Origin of the sequence: Nonomuraea sp. SYSU D8015, from assembly GCF_008065375.1 — a bacterium.
Taxonomy (GTDB): Bacteria; Actinomycetota; Actinomycetes; order Streptosporangiales; family Streptosporangiaceae; genus Nonomuraea.
The window spans coordinates 167,235-181,330 of the sequence record NZ_VJYI01000005.1 but is presented as its reverse complement, the minus strand read 5'-3'; the positions used below and the strand labels follow the sequence as shown (position 1 = coordinate 181,330).

Here is a 14,096-nt window from a genome sequence, read left to right as displayed (position 1 = left end):
GCGTCACTCGCACGACGGCATCCAGGGCGGCTCGGTTTCGTCCTCCTCCGCCACTTCGGCGGTGGCACGCCCCCACCAGCGGTCCACCTCGAACACGACGGGGACGATCGTGTCCTTGACGACCGCGCAGTCCGCGACGGACAGGATGAGTGCGAGCCTCACGGATCCGCCGGGCGGGATGGTCCGGGGGAAGCCGCCACCTTCGGCTCTCACGGTTCTCAGCGTGTAATCGTCGCCGGCCGGCACGCCGACTCCGGTGATGGTGACGGGCAGCCAGCCATCGTTGTCGAAGGTCTGGTGGATGGCGACCTCGGTGCCGTTCGGCCGGCCTATGTCGTCGTTGTCAACGTAGACATGGGCAACGCCGGCATATCGGGAGGTCAGGTGAGGGCTGATCGCACCGCTCACCCAGGCGGCCGCGACGAGCATCGCCGCCACTCCGGCCAGCGACCAGCGCCGGTAGCCGATCGCCCGCACCATTCCCGCTCCGGGATCGAGCCGCACCCAGATTTCTTCGGAAATCACTCCAGCCCCTCTGTTTGGCGATTCGGCATTCTGCTACTTTTCCGGGCGTGGCGAAAGACGATTCCTGTTGTTAATCGGGCTGGCGGTTCTCGCATCGATCGTCGTACCAGTCGTCGGCGCATCGGCGAACTCACCGATGCACCGCCTGGACGCCGAGCGGTTCGCCCGCCGTCAAATGGTGGACGTCACGGCGTTCAACGGCTATCACATTCTGCGATATCTCCAGGTCACCCGGCGTTCGCGCTGGATGGGCACGGCCGCGGGAATGACCGCCCTGCCGCTCACCATGACGTCGGACTCTTTTAGTCTGAGCCCATATTTCCCGGTGACCGGATGGCTCCTCGGAGTAATAGCCGGGGAAATCGCATTCGGCCGTGCGGCAGGCCGGGTGCGGCGTCCGCTGGGCATGCGACTGGTTCCGCCGACGCTCACCGCGACGTGGACGATCTCCGCAGCCATCTCGTGCGGATTGGCCGCCGGCACCGTAGTGCGCTCCTATTCGCACGAGGTCGGGATCGCGCAGCGCCTCGGCGCCGTGGCCGCACTCGCGGTGGTGGTGGTAGTCCAGCTCATGGTGAGCGAGCTGCACCGGCGGGCGCTGCCCGCCGGGCCCGCCGACCTGGTCGGCGCGGAACTGGCCACGCGATCCAGGTCCGCGCGCTCAATCACGGCCGCGGGCACGACCGTGGCCCTGTGGACCGCGACGAGTGTCCTCCCCGACGAGCTCCCCGACAACGTGACCGCGGTCGGCCTACTGCTCCTCGTCGGCCTGCCGACCGTGGCGTGGATCAAGAGCGCCGACTCCTGGCAGGTGCGCACGTCCGAAAGAAGGCAGGCCTGGACGCCGGCCGTCGTCGGTCTGACGCTGGCCGCCACTGCCCTGTACGTGGGCGCGACCGCCGAGGTGTCGAAACCCGCCGTCACCCGGCACGCCGCCCCACACGTGGTCACCGGTCACGACGCCCAGTCCTTCCCCTACGCGTGGGTTGACCCACAGTCCCACACGTGGGTGCTGCTGGCGCTGGGCAGCCGCTTCACCGTGGAAGGAGCCGCCGTGCGCCTTCCCGGCGACCACCGGCGGGCGCCCTTCGCACTCAGCGGCGACGGCCGGCGCGTCCTCTATCTGGACGAGGAGACCCGCGGCCTGTTCCTGCGCGACTTCTCCCAGTCCGGCGCCCCGCGGCAGCTCACCGGCCCTCTGTCCGGCGCGGCCTTCCCCGATGTGACCATGTCACACGACGGCCGCTACGTGAGCATCGGCGCCGAGGTGATCGACACCGCCGCCTGGACCCGCTTCAGCCTGCCCGGCGTCGGGAGCGTGCTCGGCTTCGGGCCCGGCAGGGTGGTGGCCACCACCGGCCGCCAGGCGCTGCCCGGTGCCCCCGACGTCGAGTTGCTCACTCTCGACCTCCAGGGGGCCGTGCGGACACGGGCGCCGTTCGATCCCACGCTGGAGGTCCTGCTGACTCCCGATGGCCGCGGCTTGGCCGTGGTCACCGACGACGAGGTGCTGACCATGGATCCCAGCACCGGGAAGGTCGGCGAGCGGACGAAGCTCCGCCTCCCCGCGCGCTACGGCTCTCCGGAGGCGCTGAGCTGGGCGGACGACGGGCGGCTCCTGGTCAGGATCGATCCCAAGGAGGACGAGGATGACGCCTATCACCTGGTCGACCTGCGTACGGGCAAGTCACAGCAGGTGAAGGGCATACCGGACAAGCCGGAGAGCATGGTGTTCGGGAGACTTCGATGAGGCGGCTTCCTTGGCGGCCGGCTCTCGGTGCGGCCGCCTTGGCCGTGGCCGCCGCGTGGGCGATCGGCCCTGGCGAACGGCCCATCCGGTTCCTCCGGCCCTCTTCCAGCCCCGCGGCGAGCGCTCCCGTCCCCCAGAAGCTCGCGAAGTACGCCTCCCCGGTCCGTTACGCGTACGTGCCCGCCTGCCAGGACGGGTCCGGCCCGTGCGCGAACTGGAACCTGGTCACCGCGAGCGGTGAGCACGGCTGGCTGCCCGGCGCCGACGCCGCAGGATCCCTCGCGCTCAGCCAGGACGGCACCCGCGCGGCCTTCCTGCGCGGCAAGGACGAGAGGTACGTGGTGACCGACCTGCGTACGGGCAAGACCAAGCCTCTCCCGGTGCGGCAGAAGGGCGGGTCAGTCACCGAGATCTTCGGCGCCCAGCCGCCGCGGTTCTCCCTCGACGGCCGTCACCTGCTCATCCAGCTCGACCGCCTGGACGAGAACGACGACGTCGTGCTGGAGAACCCGATGGTCGTGGACATCGAACGCGGCGCCGTCCACCGCCTGCCCCGCGTCGATCGGGTGGTTGGCTGGACGAACGCCGGTCTCGCCGTCATGACGCGCAAGCCCACGGACGACCTGCCGGGGCACGCCACGTCGGCGACGTTCACCGTGTACTCGCCCCAGGGCAAGGCTGTCAGGACGTACACGCTCCCCGGCAATCTCGCGGACGGCACCGTCACATCCCCTTCGGGGCGCACGCTCGCCTCGCTCGTCCGCGAGATCGCCCCGGACGGCATCGCCGACCTCGGCGTCGCCCTCACCGACACGTCATCGGGCAAGCCGGTCCGCGCGGTCGCCCCGCGGACGCCGACCGGTTGGCGGATCAGAGAGATCCTGCGCTGGGACGGCGAGGGCGCCCTCGTCGTCAAGAGCCGCGGCCCGTACAACGAGATCGCCCACCATGTCCTGGATCTCGGCACGGGCGGCATGCGGCCGCTCGGCATCGACATGGGCCACGTGGCGGACCTGATCCTGCAGCCTGCCGATCTCGGAGTGGTCGTGGGGAGCGTGCGTCAGTAGGGCAGGCTCCAGGCGGCGAAGGACTTGCGCAGGTAGGGGGCCTTGAACTTCGGGTACGCCACCGTGCGCGGGTCCCCGTCGGACGTGTAGCGCATGTCCGGGTTGCTCTTGAGCCAGTCGAGCCAGGCGTGCGAGCAGAACTGGGCGCAGTCGCCCTTCTTCTCCATGACCTTGATCCGCGGGATGCCGGCCGGGTCGAACGCCTTGCTGAACGGCGACGCGGCGGGCGTGTAGCCGGCGAGGAACGCGCCCTGGTGGTTGTAGTTCCTGCCGCGCAGGGCCCACTCCTTCTTGCGGGGCTGGTTGCCGTACGGCAGGGCGATGGTGGTCGGCTTGACGGTGGACAGGGCGGTGATCTGCCGGCCGATCGAGCCGATCTGCTCCTCGACCTCCTTGTGCGAGCGCGGACGCAGGTCGAAGTGGTCGCGGGTGTGGTTGCCGATGTCGAAGCCGTTGTCCCTCAGCCAACCCAGCGCCTGGGCCTGCTCCTCCTGCGCGCTCTTGCCGAACATGTCACGCGTCACGTAGAAGGTCGCGACCGGGCGGAAGCCCGGGTTCTTGGCGGCCACGTCCTTGAGGATCTCGACGGCTGTGTCCTTCTGGGGGACGCCCATCTGGTTCAGCGTGAGCTGGGAAGGGGACGAATCGTCAAATGTCAGGACCACGGGATGCTTGCCGGCCGGGATGTCGATCTTGCCGGCCACCATCTCGGCGGCCGTGATCGGCACGTAGCCCTCCTTGATCAGCCGCGCCAGGTCCGCGCGGAACTGCGCGGGCGTCCTGTCGTCCGTCGTCGCCGGTTTGGGGATGATCCGGTGGTACATGAGCACCGGGATCTGCCCCAGTTCGTTGGCCTTGGCCTGGGCAGCCGCCTTCACCTTGGCGGCCCTGGTCTCTTTGGCCTTCGCGGCGGCGTTGGGCTTGGCGTCGGCCCTCTTGGCGGTGTCGGGCTGCGAGCCGCACCCAGCCAGGATCGCCGTGCCGGCGAGCAACCCCACCCCACTGAGAACACGCAGTCGCATTCGAACCCCCCGAGACGCGTACGACTGTTATGTGGTGGCTCTTACCCAGACGATCAACCGCGCCACGCCGCCGAACTCGTCAAGACATGGGAAAGGGCCGCCCGCAGGCGGCCCTTCGAGCGCGGACGATCAGGCCATCTTCTTCTTGAGGTTCTCGTCCAGCGCGGCCAGGAAGTCCTGGGTGGTGAGCCACTTGGCGTCGCCGCCGACCAGGAGCGCGAGGTCCTTGGTCATCTGGCCGCCCTCGACGGTCTCGATGCAGACCTGCTCCAGCGTGTTGGCGAACTCGGTCACGGCGGGGGTGTTGTCGAGCTTGCCGCGGTGGGCCAGGCCACGCGTCCACGCGAAGATCGAGGCGATCGGGTTGGTGGAGGTGGGGTTGCCCTGCTGGTGCTGGCGGTAGTGGCGGGTCACCGTGCCGTGCGCGGCCTCGGCCTCGACTGTCTTGCCGTCGGGGGTCATCAGCACCGAGGTCATCAGGCCGAGGGAGCCGAAGCCCTGCGCGACCGTGTCGGACTGCACGTCGCCGTCGTAGTTCTTGCACGCCCAGACGTAGCCGCCCTCCCACTTGAGCGCCGCGGCGACCATGTCGTCGATGAGGCGGTGCTCGTAGGTGAGGCCGGCCTTCTCGAAGTCGGCCTTGAACTCGGTCTCGTAGACCTCGGCGAAGATGTCCTTGAAGCGGCCGTCGTACGCCTTGAGGATGGTGTTCTTCGTCGACAGGTAGACCGGGTAGTTGCGGGCCAGGCCGTAGCGCATGGAGGCGCGGGCGAAGTCGCGGATCGACTCGTCCAGGTTGTACATCGCCAGGGCGACGCCGCTGCCGGGGAAGTCGTAGACGTCCAGCTCGATCGGCTCGGAGCCGTCCTTGGGGGTGAACGTCAGGGTCAGCGTGCCCTCGCCGGGGACCTTCAGGTCGGTGGCGCGGTACTGGTCGCCGAAGGCGTGACGGCCGACGACGATCGGCTTGGTCCAGCCGGGGACGAGCCGCGGCACGTTCGACATGATGATCGGCTCGCGGAAGATGACACCGCCAAGGATGTTACGGATCGTCCCGTTGGGGGACTTCCACATCTTCTTCAGACCGAACTCCTCGACCCGCGCCTCGTCGGGGGTGATGGTGGCGCATTTCACACCGACGCCGTACTTCTTGATGGCGTTGGCGGCGTCGATGGTGACCTGGTCGTCCGTGGCGTCGCGGTGCTCGATGCCGAGGTCGTAGTACTTCAGATCGACGTCGAGGTAGGGAAGGATCAGCTGGTCCTTGATGAACTGCCAGATGATCCGGGTCATCTCGTCGCCGTCAAGCTCGACGACCGGACCCTCCACCTTGATCTTGGGCATGCGAATGGTTCCCCTTCAATGAATTGATGCGTTGAGGCTATCGGACCGTCCGGTCACCGGTCGAAAAGGGACAGGATGATCGCCTTGAGCGCGTTGTTCTCGAGCAACAACGAGGTCAGGACCAGCACGAAGCCGAAGACGGCCAGCGTGACCACGTCGATGCCCTTGCTGCGCACCGAGAGCTGACCACCGTATCCGGCGAAGCGCAGGGCCGCGGCGACCATGACGGCGGCGCCCAGCACGAACCCGCCCCAGCGCGGGTCCACGAAGAACATCACGAGCACGCCGATGACCGCACCCGCCAGGATCAGCGGGTACGGTCCCCAGCTCTCGCGTTCAGTCCCTTGATCGCCCAACTGATCGCTCAACGCTCTTCTATCGGCTTCCACTTCTGGTCCGTCTCGCCGATGTACTCACTGTCCGGGCGGATCAGGCGGTTGTCGGCGTGCTGCTCGATGACGTGAGCGGTCCAGCCGGACATGCGGCTGATCGAGAAGACCGGCGTGAACAGGTCGGTCGGGATGCCGAGGTAGTGATAGACCGAGGCGGCGTAGAAGTCGACGTTCGGGTAGAGGCCCTTCTCCTCGAAGACGACCTCCTCCATCTCCTTGGACATCCGGTAGTAGGTGTCGTCCCCGGTGGACTCGGCCAGTTCGGCGGACATCCTGCGCAGGTGCGTGGCGCGCGGGTCCTCGGTCTTGTAGACGCGGTGGCCGAACCCCATGATCTTCTCGTGCGCCGCCAGCTTGTCGCGTACGGCCTGGGCCACACCACCCGCCGGGATCGACTCCAGCGTCTTCATGACCTGCTCGTTCGCGCCGCCGTGCAGCGGGCCCTTCAGGGTGCCGATGGCGGCGACGATGGCGGAGTGCATGTCCGACAGGGTCGCGGCGCACACGCGGGCGGCGAACGTGGAGGCGTTCATGGTGTGGTCGGCGTGCAGCACCAGGCACTCGTCGAAGATCTCGACCTCGCGCTGCGCAGGGGTGCGCCCGGTGACCTGGAGCAGGAAGTTCGCGGCGATGCTCAGCGACGGGTCCGGCTCGGGGATGCTGCCGCCGGTGCGGGCGGCGTGGTAGCGGGCGACCAGCAGGGGCTGCTGCGCGACCAGCCGGGCGGCCTTGCGCAGGTTGGCGTCGGGGGCGATGGAGTCTTTGTCGGGATCGTCAGCGCCCGACAGCGAAACCAGCGAGCGCAGGGCCTCCATGGGTTTCTGCTTCTCGGCGATCTCGGAGATGTTCGCCGAGACGAGGGCGCCGAGCTCCCGGCCCCGCGCCAGCTCCTCCCCGAAGGCGTCCAGTTCGGAGCGGGTGGGCAGCTTGCCGCGTTGGAGCAGGTGTGCGGTCTCTTCGAACGTCGCGCGACCGGCAAGATCGTGGATGTCGTATCCGCGATAGAAGAGCCGGCCGGCCTTTCCGTCAATGTCGCTCAGCGCTGTGGACGCGGCAACGACATCGGCCAGACCTTTCGTGGGCTTGTCCGCCATGAGAGCTTCCTCCGCTTATCTTCCTCCGAAGTCTACCTGTGAGCAGGCAAAACCGTCCGCAAAGGTCCAGACCAATTTCACGTCGGATTCTCCTTTCGGCAAAGGCGATTCCGCATCCCCTCGGTTGGGTAAGCCGGAGCTGTAGTAATAGTTACGGCGGGCTACCTGGGGAGGAACTGCCGTGGAGGGGCCGTTCATACGCATCGAGGACACCGGCGAGGTGATCCCGTTGCGCCCCGAGATCACGACGGTCGGAAGGGGCCGGGGTGTGGACATCCGGCTCACCGATCCCAGCGTGTCTCGACTCCATGCCGAGTTCGTCAGACGAGGACCCTACCTGTACGTCGTGGACCTGGGGCTGTCCAGGAACGGCACGCGGGTGAACGGCAGGCCGATCGCCCGGAGGGTCCTTGACGACGGCGACGTCGTCTCGTTCGGCGCGGCGCGGGGTCGCATCGGTGGAGTCCCCCGTGAGGACTTCACCCCCGAGGTCGAGCTGCGCAGGGCAGCGGCGCCCGAGCTGACCAGGCGCGAGGTCGACGTGCTGACCTCGCTCTGCCGGCCGGCGCTGTCGGACGAGGCGTTCGTCGCCCCGGCGACCGCACGCGAGATCGCCGACGACCTGGTCGTGACCGAGGCCGCGGTCAAGCAGCATCTGCTGCGGCTCTACCAGAAGTTCCGGATTCCCGAGGGCACCAACCGGCGCACGCGACTGGCCAACGAGGTCGTCGCGCTGGGTCTGGTACGCCCGACCCCCGTGGTCCCCCCACAGCGGTCGTCGGGAGCCTCCGCCGAGCAGCCGTCGGCGGCCGGGCGCAGGGCTTCGTAGGAGCGCTTCACAGGAATCGGATCGCGACCGGGGCTTCGGCGAGGGGTTCCGGCAGCGTCGGAACCTGAATTCCACCGTGTCCGCGGACACGGATCAGAGCTGCGGCGGATGGCCGCGCGCCTTCCGGCGCACGGCGACCCGCCGAGCTCGTCGCAGGTCAGGAGCAGGGCGTAGCCTGCTCACGCCTCAGACGACCCGGAATCCGTTGCTGGGCCTGCTCGTCCTGTTGGCCCGGTCCACCGCGACGACGTAGTAGTGGCTGCCACGCTTGCCGTCCGGGTCCGTCCAGCGGACCTGCCGGTCGCCGGGCACGACCGCGACCAGGTTGCGGGCGTCGGCGAAGTCGCCGGGGCCCGCGTGCCGGTCGAAGCGGAAGACCGCGAACAGGAACGGCTCGTCCCTGCCCGTGGCCACGGCCCGCACCTCGACGCCTCCCGGGCGGCGCAGCGCGTACGCCAGCACCGGCCGCCGGGGCGGATCGCCCTTCGCGAGCCTGGGCAGCACGGGCGCGAGCGCGGGCCGCTGGTAGTGCTCGTTGACGGCGGTCGTGATCGAGCCGATCCTGTCCACCTTGACGTCGTTGGCGTTGTACCAGATGTCGCCGCTGATCTCGGGGTGGTTCCTGTTGAGCGTCAGGTGGTTGGACAACTCGGCGGGGTTCTTCCACTCCGGCGCGGGCTGGGCGGGGTCGCCGGCCTTGTAGGCGGGCTGCCCGATCCAGAGCAGGGTGCCGGTGCCCTTGGCCACGTCCGACCACCAGGGGACGAGCTTGGAGTAGTCGGCCGGCGGCTGGCCGATGTACCAGTAGAGCTGCGGCGCGATGTAGTCCAGCCAGCCCTTCTTGACCCAGCCGCGGGTGTCGGCGTGCAGGTTGTCGTACGACTGCCCGCCGTTGGTGTCGGAGCCGAGCGGGTCGCTGGCCTTGTTGCGCCAGATGCCGGACGGGCTGATGCCCCACGCGATGCCGGGCTTGCTCTCCAGCACCCGCTGCTGCATCTCCTGGACCATGAGGTCGACGTTGTTGCGCCGCCAGGAGGCCAGGTCGGGGAAGCCCGCGCCGTGCTGGGCGAACGCCGCGCTGTCGTCGAAGGCCGTGGTGTTGGTCGGATAGAAGTAGTCGTCGAAGTGCAGGCCGTCGATGTCGTAGCGGGTGACCGCGTCCATCATCGCGTCCTGGCAGAACTTCCTGACCTCGGGCATGCCCGGGTTGTAGTAGAGCTTGCCGCCGAACGGCACGATCCAGTCGGGGCGCTTGCGGCCGGGGTGGTCGGGGTGCAGCTTGGCCGGGTCGGCCTGCATCGACACGCGGTAGGGGTTGAACCAGGCGTGGAAGGCCAGGCCGCGCTTGTGCGTCTCCTCCACCGCGAAGCCGAGCGGGTCGTAGCCGGGGTCCTGCCCCTGGGTGCCGGTCAGCCAGTGGGACCACGGCTCGTACGGTGAGGGCCAGAACGCGTCCGCGGTGGGCCTGATCTGCACGAACACCGAGTTGAGCCGGCGCTGCACGGCCACGTCGAGCCAGGCCAGGAATTCGACCTTCTGCTCGTCGGCGGTCAATCCGGGCTTGGAGGGCCAGTTGATGTTGACCACGGAAGCGATCCACATGCCGCGCATCTGGTGCAGCGGCGGGACGTAGCCTGTCTCGGCTAACGCGGGCAGCGGCACAGCCGAGGCTGCGGCGGCGAGGGCGAGACCCTTGAGGAGAGTCCTTCTGCTGGGCATGGGGGGTTGGCCTCTCGGAATGTGGTTATATCGAGGGCGACGATGACAGAAAATTACCTTCAGATCAATAACCATGAAGGAAAATGCCGATGAGTCGTGAGCTGTCCAGACTGGCGATGACGGTGCTGCATCCCGGGTTCGACGGGACGACCGTCCCCGCTTGGCTGCGCCGTGCGCTGGGCGAGGGTCTCGGCGGGGTCGTCCTGTTCGCCCGCAACGCCGTCGGCGCGCGGCTCGTCCGGCAGATCCGGGCGGAGAACCCGGCCGCCGTCGTCGCGATCGACGAGGAGGGCGGCACGGTCACCCGGCTCGAGGTCCAGGCCGGCAGCTCATTCCCCGGCAACAGGGCCCTGGGCGTGGCCGACGACGTGGAGCTCACCGAGCGGGTGGGCCGCCAGATCGGCAGGATGCTCGCCGAACTCGACATCACGCTGAACTACGCGCCCTCTGTCGACGTCAACTCCAACCCGGCCAACCCGGTGATCGGGGTCCGCTCGTTCGGCCCGGCCTCCGACCTGGTCTCCCGTCACACGGTCGCGTACGTCAACGGGGTGCAGGGCGCGGGCGTGGCCGCCTGCGCCAAGCACTTCCCCGGCCACGGCGACACCGTCACCGACTCCCACCTGGCGCTGCCCACCGTGCACGCCTCGCGCGAGGTGCTCGCCGAACGCGACCTCCCCCCGTTCCGGGCCGCGATCGGCACCGGGGTGCGGGCCGTCATGACCGGCCACCTGCTGGTTCCCGCTCTTGATCCGGAGATGCCGGCGACGCTGAGCCGGGCCGTTCTCACCGAGCTCCTGAGGGGGGAGCTCGGTTTCGGCGGCATGGTCGTCACCGACGCGATCGAGATGCGCGCGGTGGCCGCCATGCTCTCCCCCGGTGAGATCGCGGTACGGGCGCTGGACGCAGGCGCCGACGCGATCTGCGTGGGGATCGCCACCGAGGAGAGCCTGCACGCGATGCGCGACGCGATCGTGGCGGCCGTACGCGGCGGGGTCCTCCCCGAGGAGCGGCTGGCCGAGGCCGCCGGACGGGTGCGAGCTCTCTCCGACTGGTACGCCGCCCGCACCGCGCTGCGGGAGAAGGCCCGCGCCGACGTCGACCCGGACGTCGGCCTGGAGGCCGCCAGAGCGGCCCTGACCACGACCGGAGCCGCCACGCTCGACCGCGGGCCGCTGGTCGTCGAGATCAACGTCCGCCACAGTCAGGCCGTGGACCCGGCCACGCCGACCGGCATCACCGCGGCACTCACCGCGCTGCTGCCCGGCACCGCCATGGTCAGGATCGGGCCCGACGGCGAGCTGCCGCCCTTCGACGACCGGCCCCTCGTGCTGGTCGTCCACGACGCCGCCCGGCACGCGTGGGTACGCGACGTCGTGGCCAAGGCCGTGGCGGCGCGCCCCGACGCGATCGTGGTCGACACCGGCATCCCCGGCCCGCCCGCCGGCGCCGCCCACGTCGCCACCCACGGAATCTCACGCGTGTCCGCGCAGGCCGCGGCGGAATGGTTGACCCAGTGACCACCAACCCCGTGGCGGCGGTACGCGCGGTGCTGCCGTCCCTCACCCCGGCGGCCCAGGCCATCGCCCGCATCATCCTGGACGATCCCGGGCTGGTCGTACGCAGCACGATCACCGAGTTCAGCGCGGTCTCCGGCACCAGCGAGGCCACGATCGTGCGGACGGCGCGGGCGCTCGGCTTCGCCGGGTACTCGCAGATGCGCTTCGCGCTGGCGGCGGCCGTGGCCAAGGCGCCCGAGCGGCTGGTGCCCGGCGACCTCGCGCCCGACGACCCCCTCACGGATGTGATCGCCAAGGTGGCGCGGGCGGAGTCGGAGGCCCTGGCCGACACCGCCGCCCAGCTCGACCCGGACCAACTGGGCGAGGTGGTGTCGGCGATCGCGGCGGCGCGGCGGGTGGACGTGTACGGGGTGGCGGCATCGGGGCTGGTCGCGGCCGACATGTCGCAGAAGTTGCTGCGGATCGGGCTGTCCAGCCATCCGTTCAGCGACGCCCATATGGCGCTGACCAGTGCGGCGCTGCTGCGGTCAGGGGACGTGGCGGTGGCGATCAGCTGCAGCGGGGAGACGCCCGACGTGCTGGTGCCCGCCCGCACGGCGGCCGAGGCGGGGGCGTTGGTCGTGGGGATCACCAACAATCCGCGGTCGTCGCTGGCGGAGCTGGCCGAGCACACGCTGGTGTCGGCGGGGCGGGAGACGGCGTTCCGGCCTGGGGCGCTGGCCAGCCGGATCAGTCAATTGCTGATCGTGGACTGCATTTTCGTGGGGCTGGCGCAGCGGACGTACGACACGGCCGACGCGGCCATCCGCGCCACCCGCGAGGCCACGGACCGCTACCGCAACCGCTGACCCCTGTGGTCATGGTTCTGTCCTCTAGGGATCCTCTAGGGATGAGGAATGCGCGGGCACGTCTATCGGCAGATCCAGCGGGCGAGGGGCGCGATGTGAGCGAGCGAAGCGAGGGATCCGCGGCGGCCACAGTGAAAGACGCCACGTTCGGCTTACTCAGGCGGTACGGCCTGACCACGATCTTCGGCAATCCCGGCTCCACCGAGGTCTCCCTGCTCACCGGGCTGCCGGACGACCTGCGTTTCGTGCTGGCCCTGCACGAGGGGTCCGTGGTCGGCATGGCCACCGGGTGGGCGATCGGGCAGGAGGCACCCGCGCTGGCGGTGCTGCACACGACCGCCGGGCTCGGCAACGCCGTCGGCGCCATCGCCACGGCCCGGGTCAACCGAGTGCCGTTGGTGATCCTGGTCGGGCAGCAGGACCGGCGGCACCTGGCGCTGGAGCCGTTCCTCACGGGGCGGCTGAGCGGGCTGGCCGGAGATTACCCGGTGCGCGTCGACCAGCCGGTGCGGGCTCACGACGTGCCCGGGGCGGTGGCCCGGGCCTGCCACGAGGCGGTCACCTTCCGCGGGCCCGCCCTGGTGGTGGTGCCGATGGACGACTGGGAGGCCGCGTGGGCCGGTGAGGTCGTGGCGGCGCCCGGGCGGGTCGTGCGGCCGGTGGCCGTGGCCGACGCCGATCTCGCGCCGCTGGTGTCGCTGCTGGCGGGGGCGAGGTCGCCGGCGATCGTGGCGGGGGCGGGGGCCGACTGGGGCTCCTTGGTGCCGCTGGCCGAGTCGCTGGGGTGTCCGGTGTTCCAGGAGTCCTTCGGGGCGCGGGCCGGGTTCCCGCAGGACCATCCCCAGTACGCGGGGGTGCTGCCGGCCGACCGAGGGCGGCTGCGGGCTGTGCTGGCGGGACATGACGTGGTGCTGGCCGTCGGGGCGCCGGTGTTCCGGCAGTACCCGTACGTGCCCGGGCCCCTGGTGGAGCCGGGAACGGCCGTCGCGATGATCACGGACGACCCGGCGGAGGCCCATCGCAGCCCGGCCGACCTGGCCTACCTGGCCGCGCCGTCCCCGGTGTGCACCCGTCTGACCGCGCTCTTGTGCGGTGCGGGCGGCGACGCCGGCGAGCCCGAAGGCAACGCGGACTCCGGGCGGGGCGTCGCGGCAGACAACACCACAGTCGGGCGCAATCCGTCGGACGACGCAGCGCAACAAGGCGCGACCGGGACCTCCACCCCGCCGCACGCCACCACGCCAGAGGCCACTGCCTCACAGGGCACACCGCAGACGGCCCGTCCGGGCGCCGTCGGCGCTGGTCGGAGCGGTGCAGGCAGCGACGCCGGCGAACACGAGAGCGTCGACATTCCGGAATCGCCGCCGGGTGGGCGGCCGATGCGGGCCGCCCACGTGCTGCATGAGCTCGCGGTGCGGCTGGCCGACGACACCGTGCTCATCGAGGAGACCCCGTCCTCCCGCCCCGACCTGCACCGGCTCGTCCCCGCCAGGAACCCGCTCGGCTTCCTGTCAGCGGCCATGGGCGGGCTCGGGTTCGCCGTGCCCGCCGCCGTCGGGCTGCGGATGGCGCTGCCCGGCCGCCCCGTGGTGGCGGTCGTCGGCGACGGGTCGGCGCTCTACGGCGTGCACGCCCTCTGGAGCGCCGCCCACTACAGGGTGGGCGCCCTGTTCGTGGTGCTCGCCAACGGCCGCTACGCGGTCATGGACCGGCTGGCCGACAAACAGGGCGGCAAGGCGCCGTGGCCGCCGTTCACGGAGGTGGACATGGGCGCCCTGGCGAGATCCCTCGGCTGCCCCGCCCGCACGGTGGACGGCCACGACGAGCTGACGGCGGCCCTCGACGAGGTGCTGCCGACGCTCCGCACCCGCGAGGAACCCCTTCTGCTCGACGTCGCCGTGACGGTCGACCCCGATTTCCAGCCCTGAGGAGGCGCGCCATGCCGTGCCTCCATCCCAGGATCTGGACCGGCATTCCTTCGGCGGC

12 protein-coding genes are annotated in these 14,096 nt (G+C 70.1%); 6 read left to right on the top strand and 6 right to left on the bottom strand.

Features of this window, described 5'->3' with window-relative positions:
• Positions 1 to 3 precede the first annotated feature (3 nt).
• Positions 4 to 525, bottom strand: a complete 522-nt coding sequence (locus ID574_RS23275) for a hypothetical protein (protein WP_188191067.1) — start codon at positions 523 to 525, stop codon at positions 4 to 6.
• Positions 526 to 661: 136 nt separating this feature from the next.
• Here ID574_RS23275 and ID574_RS23270 point away from each other — a divergent pair, with 136 nt between their 5' ends.
• Together ID574_RS23270 and ID574_RS23265 are read left to right on the top strand one after the other, a co-directional pair.
• On the top strand, positions 662 to 2,275 hold the full coding sequence (locus ID574_RS23270; protein WP_188191066.1) for a hypothetical protein: 1,614 nt from the start codon (positions 662 to 664) through the stop codon (positions 2,273 to 2,275).
• Entirely contained in the window at positions 2,272 to 3,342 is a 1,071-nt protein-coding gene (locus ID574_RS23265; protein WP_188191065.1) for a hypothetical protein, read from the top strand. The genes ID574_RS23270 and ID574_RS23265 overlap by 4 nt, the downstream gene beginning before the upstream one ends.
• On the opposite strand, the gene ID574_RS23260 is transcribed toward ID574_RS23265, so the two are convergent.
• From ID574_RS23260 to ID574_RS23245, 4 genes are all read right to left on the bottom strand, one after another.
• Positions 3,336 to 4,364 (bottom strand): polysaccharide deacetylase family protein, encoded by a 1,029-nt coding sequence (locus ID574_RS23260; protein WP_188191064.1) that lies wholly within the window; start codon positions 4,362 to 4,364, stop codon positions 3,336 to 3,338. The genes ID574_RS23265 and ID574_RS23260 overlap by 7 nt on opposite strands.
• A 129-nt stretch (positions 4,365 to 4,493) precedes the next feature.
• Positions 4,494 to 5,708, bottom strand: a complete 1,215-nt coding sequence (locus ID574_RS23255) for an NADP-dependent isocitrate dehydrogenase (RefSeq protein ID WP_188191063.1) — start codon at positions 5,706 to 5,708, stop codon at positions 4,494 to 4,496.
• A gap of 53 nt (positions 5,709 to 5,761) precedes the next feature.
• Entirely contained in the window at positions 5,762 to 6,076 is a 315-nt protein-coding gene (locus ID574_RS23250; RefSeq protein WP_188191062.1) for a DUF3017 domain-containing protein, read from the bottom strand.
• A complete protein-coding gene (locus tag ID574_RS23245; protein ID WP_188191061.1) occupies positions 6,073 to 7,194 on the bottom strand; it encodes a citrate/2-methylcitrate synthase in 1,122 nt (373 codons plus the stop codon). Before ID574_RS23245 ends, ID574_RS23250 begins: the two co-directional genes overlap by 4 nt.
• A gap of 181 nt (positions 7,195 to 7,375) precedes the next feature.
• Between ID574_RS23245 and ID574_RS23240 the strand changes: the two genes are divergently transcribed.
• Positions 7,376 to 8,023 (top strand): FHA domain-containing protein, encoded by a 648-nt coding sequence (locus ID574_RS23240; RefSeq protein WP_188191060.1) that lies wholly within the window; start codon positions 7,376 to 7,378, stop codon positions 8,021 to 8,023.
• Between the two features lie 186 nt (positions 8,024 to 8,209).
• On the opposite strand, the gene ID574_RS23235 is transcribed toward ID574_RS23240, so the two are convergent.
• Positions 8,210 to 9,742, bottom strand: coding sequence for a glycoside hydrolase family 10-like protein (locus ID574_RS23235; RefSeq protein WP_188191059.1), 1,533 nt, complete (start codon positions 9,740 to 9,742; stop codon positions 8,210 to 8,212).
• Between the two features lie 89 nt (positions 9,743 to 9,831).
• Between ID574_RS23235 and ID574_RS23230 the strand changes: the two genes are divergently transcribed.
• From ID574_RS23230 to ID574_RS23220, 3 genes are all read left to right on the top strand, one after another.
• Positions 9,832 to 11,262 carry a glycoside hydrolase family 3 protein gene (locus ID574_RS23230; protein WP_188191058.1) on the top strand — a complete coding sequence of 477 codons (1,431 nt, stop codon included), beginning with the start codon at positions 9,832 to 9,834 and terminating at the stop codon, positions 11,260 to 11,262.
• Positions 11,259 to 12,110, top strand: coding sequence for a MurR/RpiR family transcriptional regulator (locus tag ID574_RS23225; RefSeq protein WP_223166985.1), 852 nt, complete (start codon positions 11,259 to 11,261; stop codon positions 12,108 to 12,110). The genes ID574_RS23230 and ID574_RS23225 overlap by 4 nt, the downstream gene beginning before the upstream one ends.
• A 95-nt stretch (positions 12,111 to 12,205) precedes the next feature.
• Positions 12,206 to 14,038, top strand: a complete 1,833-nt coding sequence (locus ID574_RS23220; RefSeq protein WP_223166984.1) for a thiamine pyrophosphate-dependent enzyme — start codon at positions 12,206 to 12,208, stop codon at positions 14,036 to 14,038.
• The last annotated feature ends 58 nt before the right edge of the window (positions 14,039 to 14,096 follow it).